9 protein-coding genes are annotated in these 8,439 nt (G+C 67.8%); 7 read left to right on the top strand and 2 right to left on the bottom strand.

From position 1 onward, the window contains the following. The first annotated feature begins 181 nt into the window (after positions 1-181). Positions 182-580: a DUF2834 domain-containing protein gene (locus ACOADB_RS28740; RefSeq protein WP_378607310.1), complete on the top strand. Its 399-nt coding sequence runs from the start codon at positions 182-184 to the stop codon at positions 578-580. Here ACOADB_RS28740 and ACOADB_RS28735 read toward each other — a convergent pair. Beyond that, positions 565-1,026 (bottom strand): MaoC family dehydratase, encoded by a 462-nt coding sequence (locus ACOADB_RS28735; protein ID WP_378607307.1) that lies wholly within the window; start codon positions 1,024-1,026, stop codon positions 565-567. The two genes, ACOADB_RS28740 and ACOADB_RS28735, sit on opposite strands and share 16 nt — an antisense overlap. 124 nt (positions 1,027-1,150) lie before the next feature. Between ACOADB_RS28735 and ACOADB_RS28730 the strand changes: the two genes are divergently transcribed. From ACOADB_RS28730 to ACOADB_RS28720, 3 genes are all read left to right on the top strand, one after another. Beyond that, on the top strand, positions 1,151-1,669 hold the full coding sequence (locus ACOADB_RS28730; RefSeq protein ID WP_378607304.1) for a thioesterase family protein: 519 nt from the start codon (positions 1,151-1,153) through the stop codon (positions 1,667-1,669). 126 nt (positions 1,670-1,795) lie between these two features. After that, on the top strand, positions 1,796-2,590 hold the full coding sequence (locus ACOADB_RS28725; protein ID WP_378607301.1) for an enoyl-CoA hydratase-related protein: 795 nt from the start codon (positions 1,796-1,798) through the stop codon (positions 2,588-2,590). Between the two features lie 9 nt (positions 2,591-2,599). Next, entirely contained in the window at positions 2,600-3,736 is a 1,137-nt protein-coding gene (locus ACOADB_RS28720; protein WP_378607298.1) for an acyl-CoA dehydrogenase family protein, read from the top strand. 49 nt (positions 3,737-3,785) lie between these two features. On the opposite strand, the gene ACOADB_RS28715 is transcribed toward ACOADB_RS28720, so the two are convergent. Beyond that, positions 3,786-4,847: an NAD(P)H-dependent flavin oxidoreductase gene (locus ACOADB_RS28715; protein ID WP_378607295.1), complete on the bottom strand. Its 1,062-nt coding sequence runs from the start codon at positions 4,845-4,847 to the stop codon at positions 3,786-3,788. Positions 4,848-4,949: 102 nt separating this feature from the next. Here ACOADB_RS28715 and ACOADB_RS28710 point away from each other — a divergent pair, with 102 nt between their 5' ends. Genes ACOADB_RS28710 through ACOADB_RS28700 form a run of 3 tightly spaced genes read left to right on the top strand, consistent with a single transcriptional unit; the run spans position 4,950 to position 8,422 of the window. Continuing rightward, the gene (locus ACOADB_RS28710) at positions 4,950-6,113 is read left to right on the top strand and encodes a 2-hydroxyacyl-CoA dehydratase subunit D (RefSeq protein ID WP_378607292.1); all 1,164 of its coding nucleotides are present in this window, start codon (positions 4,950-4,952) and stop codon (positions 6,111-6,113) included. Between the two features lie 18 nt (positions 6,114-6,131). Next, positions 6,132-7,484, top strand: a complete 1,353-nt coding sequence (locus tag ACOADB_RS28705) for a 2-hydroxyacyl-CoA dehydratase subunit D (protein ID WP_378607289.1) — start codon at positions 6,132-6,134, stop codon at positions 7,482-7,484. Further along, positions 7,481-8,422, top strand: a complete 942-nt coding sequence (locus ACOADB_RS28700; RefSeq protein WP_378607286.1) for an acyl-CoA dehydratase activase — start codon at positions 7,481-7,483, stop codon at positions 8,420-8,422. Before ACOADB_RS28705 ends, ACOADB_RS28700 begins: the two co-directional genes overlap by 4 nt. Positions 8,423-8,439: the final 17 nt, after the last annotated feature.

The following is an 8,439-nucleotide window of genomic DNA, read 5'->3' as shown; positions in this document are numbered from 1 at the left end:
GAGAAGCGCTACGACCACGCAGCGCTCTACTCGCCCAGCTTCACCATGGCCGCGGAGCGGGTGCGCGAGAACACCTTCGCCATCATCGAGGCCTTCCGCCGCTGACGATGGACCGAAAGGCGGAGCGCTCCACCCCCGCGGGCTGATTCGACACCTCGGCGCTCTTCGTAGCGTGGCCGACATGACCACGAACCTCCGCCACGCGGCGTATCTCATTGCCGGAATCGTCGCCCTCGTGCTGACCTGGCCGCACGCCTTCGACTGGATGGACGACGGCGGCAACATCCTGAACCCGCTCGACTTCTTCGGCGATGCCATCGACGCCGGAGGGACCGCAGCCTTCCTCAGCATCGACATGCTGATCGCGTGGGCGGTCTTCATGGTCTGGGTCGTCACCGACAGCGTGCGCATCGGCCTGGGACAGAAGTGGGGCTGGTTCTTCGTCGTGCTGTCCTACATCGGCGTCTCGATGGCGTTCCCGGTCTACCTGGTCACGCGCGAGCGCTTCCTCGACCGCCAGGGGCAGCAGCACGGCGAGGCTTCCCTCACGCTGGCTGCGAGCGATCAGTCTCTCGGATAGGTCAGGTAGATCGACTCCCCGACCATCGCAGGGCGATCCTGGCCGTTGACCTCCACCTTCAGCGCGACGCGGTACTGGACACCGCCGTCCTCTCTACGTACGCCCTCGGGGATCGACGCGGTCAGCCGGATCTCCGCATCGACGGGCACCGCTGCGGTGAACCGCACCTTGTCGAGGCCGTAGTTCGTGCCGCGGCCGTGGTCGGTGATGACCATCAGCTTCTTCAGCATCGACGGCACCAGCGAGAGCGTGAGATAGCCGTGCGCGATGGTCTTGCCGAACGGCCCCTCGGCGGCACGCTCGGCGTCGACGTGGATCCACTGGTGGTCATCGGTCGCGGTGGCGAAGGTGTCGATGCGTTCCTGCTCGAGCCGCTGCCACGGAGAGGAACCCAGGTCCAGGTCCTTGGCTTCGGCGAGTTCGGCAACAGTGATCTCCAGCGTCATGGCCCCACCGTGGGCCAACGCGGCGCCGGGGTCAAAGAAGGAGTCACCCGGCGGCTGTCGCGGTCCACAGTGATGCGGCCCGCTCGGCGCGCCAACGGGCACAGCCACGTTCTAGGTTGCAGGGATGAGCACCACCGCCTTGCCGTCGTACGACGAAGTCCGCGAACTGCCTGCGCTGCTGGAAGGCGAGGTCACGCCCGACTTCATCGATCTCAACGGCCACATGAACATCCGGCACTACCTCGACGCCGGCGCCCTGAGCGCCGACCACCTGTGCCGCCAGATCGGGATCGACGACGCCTACCGCGCAGAGCGGCGCCTCGGTGTGTTCACCGCCGAGCACCACATCCGCTACTTCACCGAGATGCACGAGGGCGGGAGGTTCACCGTGCACACGACGCTCGTCGACCGCTCGGCACGGGCCGCACACCTGCTGTCACTCATCCTCGACCGAGAAGCCGAGGCCTTGTCGTGCACGGTCGAGATCCTCCTGGTCGGTGTGGGCATGGACACCCGCCGGCCGGCGGAGTTCCCGGAGGACGTCGCCGCCCGGATGGACGCCTTGATCAGGCAGGGCGCCGGACTCTCCTGGCCACTCCCGTTGTCGGGCGCGATGGGAATCCGGCGCACGGCCCGGACGTAAGACCGCGGAATTCCAACGCGTCGGGGCTTGTGAACGATCGTTTACAGGCCTATTGTTACAAATGGTCAGGCCAAAGCCGACCCCCGAAACTGCCGCCGACGGCAATCGACGAGAAGGACCGCCACCATGGACAACTTCACCGACATCACCTACGAGGTCGAGAACGGCCTCGCCTGGATCACCATCAACCGCCCCGACCGGTTCAACGCGTTCCGCGCGCAGACCGTCGACGAGCTCGTCCTCGCCTTCAAGCGGGCCTGGGCGAGCAACGAGGTCGGCACCATCTGCCTGACCGGCGCGGGCGACAAGGCGTTCTGCGCCGGCGGCGACCAGAAGCAGCGGATGGAGACCGGTGACTACGGCCCGTCGGTGAGCGGCCTGTTCGAGGTCGAGGCCCTCCACCGCGTGATGCGTGACGTCCCCAAGCCGGTGATCGCAGCCGTCAACGGCCTCGCCATCGGCGGCGGCCACGTCCTGCACGTCCTCGCGGACCTCACCATCGCCGCGGACACCGCCAGCTTCGGCCAGAACGGTCCCCGCGTCGGAAGCTTCGACGCCGGCCTCGGCTCGGGTTACCTCGCGCGCGTCGTCGGCGAGAAGCGCGCCCGCGAGATCTGGTTCATGCTCCGTCGCCTCAGCGCCGAAGAGGCGCTGGACTGGGGCCTGGTCAACAAGGTCGTCCCGGCCGCCGACCTCAAGGACGAGGTCCGCGCGTGGGCCGACAACATGAACTCCTTCTCCCCCACTGCACTCAAGGTGCTCAAGCAGTCGTTCAACCAGGACACCGAGCACTTCGTCGCCCTCGGCCAGTCCGCGGTCACCACCCTCAAGCTCTTCGGCGAGACCCCCGAGGCCAAGGAGGGCATCACCGCGTTCAACGAGAAGCGCAAGCCTGACTTCTCGCAGTACCGCGGAAACTGAGCGCCCGCGATGAGGTTGGACAGCGACCGCCTCGAGTTCGCCGAGCACGTCCACAACTTCAGCGAACGTGAGTGCGGCACCCTCGCGCAGCGTGATGCCCTCACCGACAACGAGACCAACGCGACCAGTTTCGAACTGCTCGCCAAGATGGCGAAGCTCGGTTGGCTCGGCGTCTCGCTGCCTGAGGAGTACGGCGGCGGTGGTGCCGGTTTCGTCGACGAGTGTGTGTTCATCGAGGAGGCGCACCGTGGCCTCATCCCTGGCCTCCTCGCCTACACGACAGGGCTGACGGCCGCTCAGACGTACCTCAAGTGGGGCAACGAGGAGCAGAAGAAGACGATCGTCACCAACCTCGCCTCGGGCAAGGTCGAGGCGATCGCACTCTCCGAGCCGGGCACCGGCTCGGACCTCGGCGCCGTCACCTGCAAGGCCACTCGCGACGGGGACGAGTACGTCATCAACGGCCAGAAGACGTGGATCTCCGTGGCCCATGTGGCCGAGCACATGCTCGTGCTCGTCCGCGAGGACTCCTCCGGCCCCAAGCACACCGGGCTGACCCTGCTGATGGTTCCGTGCGACACCCCGGGCATCGAGATGCGCGAGGTGCGGACCATGGAGGCACGCACCTGCAACGACGTCTTCTTCACCGACGTCCGGGTTCCGGTGTCGGCGGTCGTCGGCGAGGCCGGGCAGGGGTGGAAGCACCTGATGCGTGGCCTGAGCGTGGAACGAATGATCATCGCGGCGTTCAGCATCGGTGCTGCACGACGCTCGCTGGACGATGCGGTCGCGTACATGCGCGAGCGTGAGGCGTTCGGCCAGTCGATCGCCTCCTTCCAGGCGCTCCGGCACCGGGTGGCGGACCTCGCCACCGACATCGCCACCACACGCGCGTTCATCTACGACATCGCCCAGGCGATCGACGACGGCCAGGAGGACGAGCTCGCCTCGGCCTCCGCGATGGCCAAGATGCGCGCCACGGAGGTCGCGAAGGCGGCTGCCCTCGAGGGCATGCAGCTGATGGGGGGCGCCGGCTACACGCGCGAGTACGGCATGGAGTTCCAGGTCCGTCGTGCCCTGGCCCCGCCGATCTTCGGCGGCACCAACGAGATCCAGCGGGAGATCATCGCCAAGGCGATCTTCTGAGTTCGAACGCAGAGCGCCTCCCCGTCTCCGGGGAGGCGCTCCGTGCTGTTCAGACCCCGACCGCCACGGGCACCTGCAGCGAGGCGACAAGGCCCTGAAGGACGTCGGCCGCCTCCTGCGCCATCCGCGGGACGAACTCGGCGACGTCGACGAGCTCGTTGATCGCCGAGGCCACCTGTCCGGTCATGACCAGGCTGTTGACGGTGTCGCCGGTCGTCTGCGCGCGCTGCATCGACTCGATCTTCCACCGGACCATGGCGACCGGATCGGCGGGAGCGTCGCTGTCTCCGTGGGCGAGCAACTCCTCGGACGCCGCGTTGCGCAGGCCGCGGCACGGTCCGTAGACACCGTCGAAGGCGACGTCGTCACCTTCCTTCGCGTCGAGCAGGGCCTGGATGTAGTCCGGGTGCCAGTCCGAATTCGCCGTGCTGGTGATGAAGCGGGTCCCCATCGCGACGCCGTCCGCACCCATGGCGAGCGCAGCCGCCAGTCCACGCCCGTCGCGGGCACCCCCGGTGAGCAGGACCGGTACGTCGACAGCCTCGGTGATGCTCGGCACGAGCACGTAGGTGTGGACCTTGGCCGCCGGCGCGTGGCCACCCATCTCGAATCCCGCTGCGATGACGACGTCGACACCGGCCTCTGCTGCCTTCACGGCCTGCCGGGTCGCACCCACCTTGTGCTGATGGATCATCCCGGCGTCCTTGATCATCGCGATGTAGTCGCCGGGGAAACCCGCTGAGGTCGTCATCACGGTGAGCCGACGAGCGATCTCACTGTCGTTGCGTCGCGCCTCGAGCACCATCCGGATGTAGCTGTCGGTGAAGGGGAGGACCTTGCCAGCCGCATCGACGCCGACGGGGATGTTGACGGCGAACGGTCGGTCCGTCAGCGACGCGCACTCCTCGATGTGCTCGCGGAACGTCCGCGCCCCGCTCTCGATGTCCTCGGGCATGCCGGGCATGGAGACCGTGCCGAGACCACCGGCGTTGGACACCGCAGCTGCGAGTCGCGGGGTCCGGAACGGCCCGAGACCCTCCTGCACGATCGGGTGCTGGACGCCGACGAGACGGGTCCAGCGATTGCTGATGGGGCCTGCGTTGATGCTCATTCATTGCTCCTCAGGGGTTCACGAACCTTGTCCTTATGTTCTACACTCATGGTGACTGAATATCCAGATCCGTCAAACATGAATCTCAGGAGTGACACCCAGATGAGCGCCGGAACCACAGCACTGGAGGCATTGCGGGCCGTCGCCCGCGACCCACGAAGCCACATCCAGTCCTGGCGAGCTGCGCACCCGGACCGCAAGGTGCTCGGGGTCCTGCCGATGAACTTCCCGCGCGAGCTCGCCCACGCCGCCGGCGTACTCGCGGTGATCGTTCCCGACGACCAGGAGCCGGTGACCGAGGGCCGGGCGTTCCTGCCGGAGTTCTACTGCGGCTACACCCGCAACCTCGCCGACCAGGCCGCCACCGGCCGCTTCGACCTGTACGACGCCCTGTTCGTCGCCGACCACTGCATCCAGCTGCTCGGCTCGGCCGACGTCGTACGCGCGCTGGAACCGACCCGGCCGGTCTTCCTGGGCCAGCTCATCAGCTCCATGAGTGACCCGTGGGCCGGCCGGAAGACGGCGGAGATGATGGGCAACCTCCGCCAGGAGGTGGAGACCTTCGCTGGAGCGGCCATCGACGACAGCGCACTGCAAGCGAGCATCCGCTCCTTCAACCGCGACCGCGACCTGATGCGCCAGATCTTCGACGCACGCACCGCCGGGGACACCTCGTTCAGCCCGGTCGAGCTGCAGGACATCGTCGCCTCGGCGCAGGTCATGGACCCCGACGAGCACCACGACCTGCTCGCCCAGGTGGTCGCCGACCGCACGCCCCGGACCCGCGACGGCCGGATCCGGGTGCACCTGTCCGGCCACCTGTGCCACGCGCCGCGCCGCGAGCTGCTCGAGGTCATCGAGGAGGTCGGCGCCGTGATCGTCGACGACGACCTGTGGACCGGCCGCCGGTATCTCCAGACCGGCATGGACGAATCGCTTCCCCCGATGGACGCCCTCGCCCAGTGGTACGGCGGCCGCAACACGGCACTGCCCTGCCCGACCCGTGTCCAGCACGACGTCGACTGGGACCGCTGGCTCCTCGATGCCGTCCAGCGCAGCGGAGCCGAAGCCGTCGTCCACCTGATGCCGAAGTTCTGCGAGCCGCACATGCTCTATTACCCGGAGCTGCGCCGCGCCCTCGACGAGGCCGGCGTTCCCCAGCTCCTCATCGAGACCGAGCACGAGGGCATCCCCCTCGAGTCCTTCCGCACCCGGCTCGAGGCGCTGATCGAGCGCACCCATCGCAACCGTCCTGCCTACGCCTGACCCGATCGAGGAGTCCTGATGACCGCCACCCTGAACACCCCCGACGCCCCCACGACCGACCGCACGAACCGCCTCACCTCCACCCGCCAGGGCGGCCGCATGGTCGCGGAGTACTGGGACGACCTCTTCACCGCACGCGAGCGAGGCAAGCAGATCGTCTGGTACAACGGCGGTGCCCTGAACCCGATCTTCCAGGCTGCGGGCCTGGCCTGGTGCCACGGCGAGGCGTTCGCCGCCCGGCTGGCGGCCCAGGGGCTCGAGGGTCCGGCACAGCTCGCCGGAGCGGAACACGGCTACAACGCGGAGCTCTGCTCCTACTCGCGCACCCACCTGGGCTGCGCGGTCCTGACCGTCCAGGGCGACGAGGGCATCAACACCGGCGTGGTCGGCGCGCACGACCAGGCCGAGCTCGCCGCGCGACTGCCTGCCCCGGACTTCTTCGTCAACAACTACGCAGGTTGCAGCACCGGCCAGCAGTGGGACGAGATCTCGTACCGGGTCTTCGACAAGGAGGTGCCGATCTTCAACATCTCCCACCCGTTCCTGTGGGGAAACAAGCCCGACTCGGGCTACCTCAAGGGCGAGGAGTGGGAGTCCGCGTCCCACTACGTGCGGGACCAGCTGCTCGACCTGATCAAGTGGCTCGAGGAGAAGACCGGCAACCCGTTCGACTGGGACATGCTGCGCGAGTCGATGACCTACATCAAGAAGGCCGCCGAGCTGCGCCGCGAAGGCCTCGAGCTCTGCAAGGCCAAGCCGGCGCCGGCGACCTTCTGGGACTGGATCTCCGCCATCGCCCCGATCAACTTCCTGCCCGGCAACCAGGAGCTCGTCGACTACTTCCAGTCGGTTCGCGACGAGATCCAGGACCGCGTCGACAAGGGCATCTCCGGCGTCGAGAACGAGAAGTACCGGGTGTACTTCGACGGCATCATGAACTGGAACAAGCTCGGGTTCCTGTCGCGCAAGTTCGCCGAGCACGGCGTCGCGGTCATCGCCGGCCGCTACATCACCAACGCCTTCTGGCAGGAGCCGCAGCTGATCGACACCGAGGACCCGCTGCTCGGCATGGCCCAGCACTACCTGCTGTGCCCCACCAACCACGGCACCAAGACCCTCGACTACCTCACCCTGCGCGACTGCGAGGAGTACGGCGTCGACGGCATCGTCTTCCACTCGACCCGGACCTGCCGGGCGTTCACCGGACCGCAGCGCCTGCTGGCCCGATCAGCCCAGAACAACCTCGGGATTCCCTCGATCTTCTTCGAGGGCGACGTCGCCGATGCCTCCTTCTACAAGGAGGAGATCCTCGAGAGCCGGCTCGCCGCGATGCTGGAGGGGATCGACGTCAAGAGGACGCAGAACTCATGACGACAGGCCCGTTCTATCTCGGCGTCGACCTCGGATCGACGACGGCCAAGGCCGTCGTGATCGATGGCGACGGCGAGATCGTGTCGTCGAGCACCATCGCCATGGGCGCCGTGTCGCGGGCCGGCATGCAGAGGGCCGTCGACGAAGCGCTCGCCTCCGCCGGGATCACCACTGCCGACCTGTCCGGCACCATCTCGACCGGCTACGGCCGGCGACTGGTGCCGGGCGCGCAGCGGACCTTCACCGAGATCACCTGCCACGCCCGCGGCACGTCCGCGATGGTCCCGGGGGTGCGCCTGGTGATCGACATCGGCGGGCAGGACTCCAAGGCAATCACCGTTGACGATGACGGCCTGGTGCAGGAGTTCGCCATGAACGACAGGTGCGCAAGCGGAACCGGCCGGTTCTACGAGGTGCTGGCCCAGTCCATTGACGTGCCGCTCGAGGAGGTCGGCGCACTGGCCCTGACCGGGAGCAACGACCTCGAGGTGTCAACGATGTGCGCCACCTTCGCGGAGACCGAGATCGTGTCGCTGCTCGCACAGGACGCCCCGATCGCGGACATCGCTTCGTCCGTCCACCGCGCCATCGCGGCGCGCACCCTCGCACTGGTGGCCCAGGTGGGGCGCCACACCCCCGTGGTGCTCACCGGTGGAGTCGCCCAGAACCCCGCAGCAGTGGCCTTCCTGGCCCGCGCGCTCGACACCGAGGTGCTCGTTCCCCCGCACCCGCAGATCACCGGTGCGTACGGCGCCGCACTGCTCGCCCGGGACGCCGACAAGCGCGGACGTGTCGTGGTGGACGACGTCGCCGGTGCGGACGAGCTCTTCCCGCGTCCCAGCCAGCCGCACTCGTGCGGCTCCTGCGACGGAACGCTGACCAGCGCCAGCACCCCCACCAGCGTGGACCTGGGACTGCCCATCCGCCTCGGCGGCTGACCCCAAACGACAACGCG

The sequence above is a fragment of the Nocardioides sp. CPCC 206348 genome (assembly GCF_048654705.1).
GTDB lineage: Bacteria > Actinomycetota > Actinomycetes > Propionibacteriales > Nocardioidaceae > Nocardioides.
The sequence above is the reverse complement of the archived record's forward strand: the minus strand, read 5'-3'. Positions and strand labels throughout refer to the sequence as shown.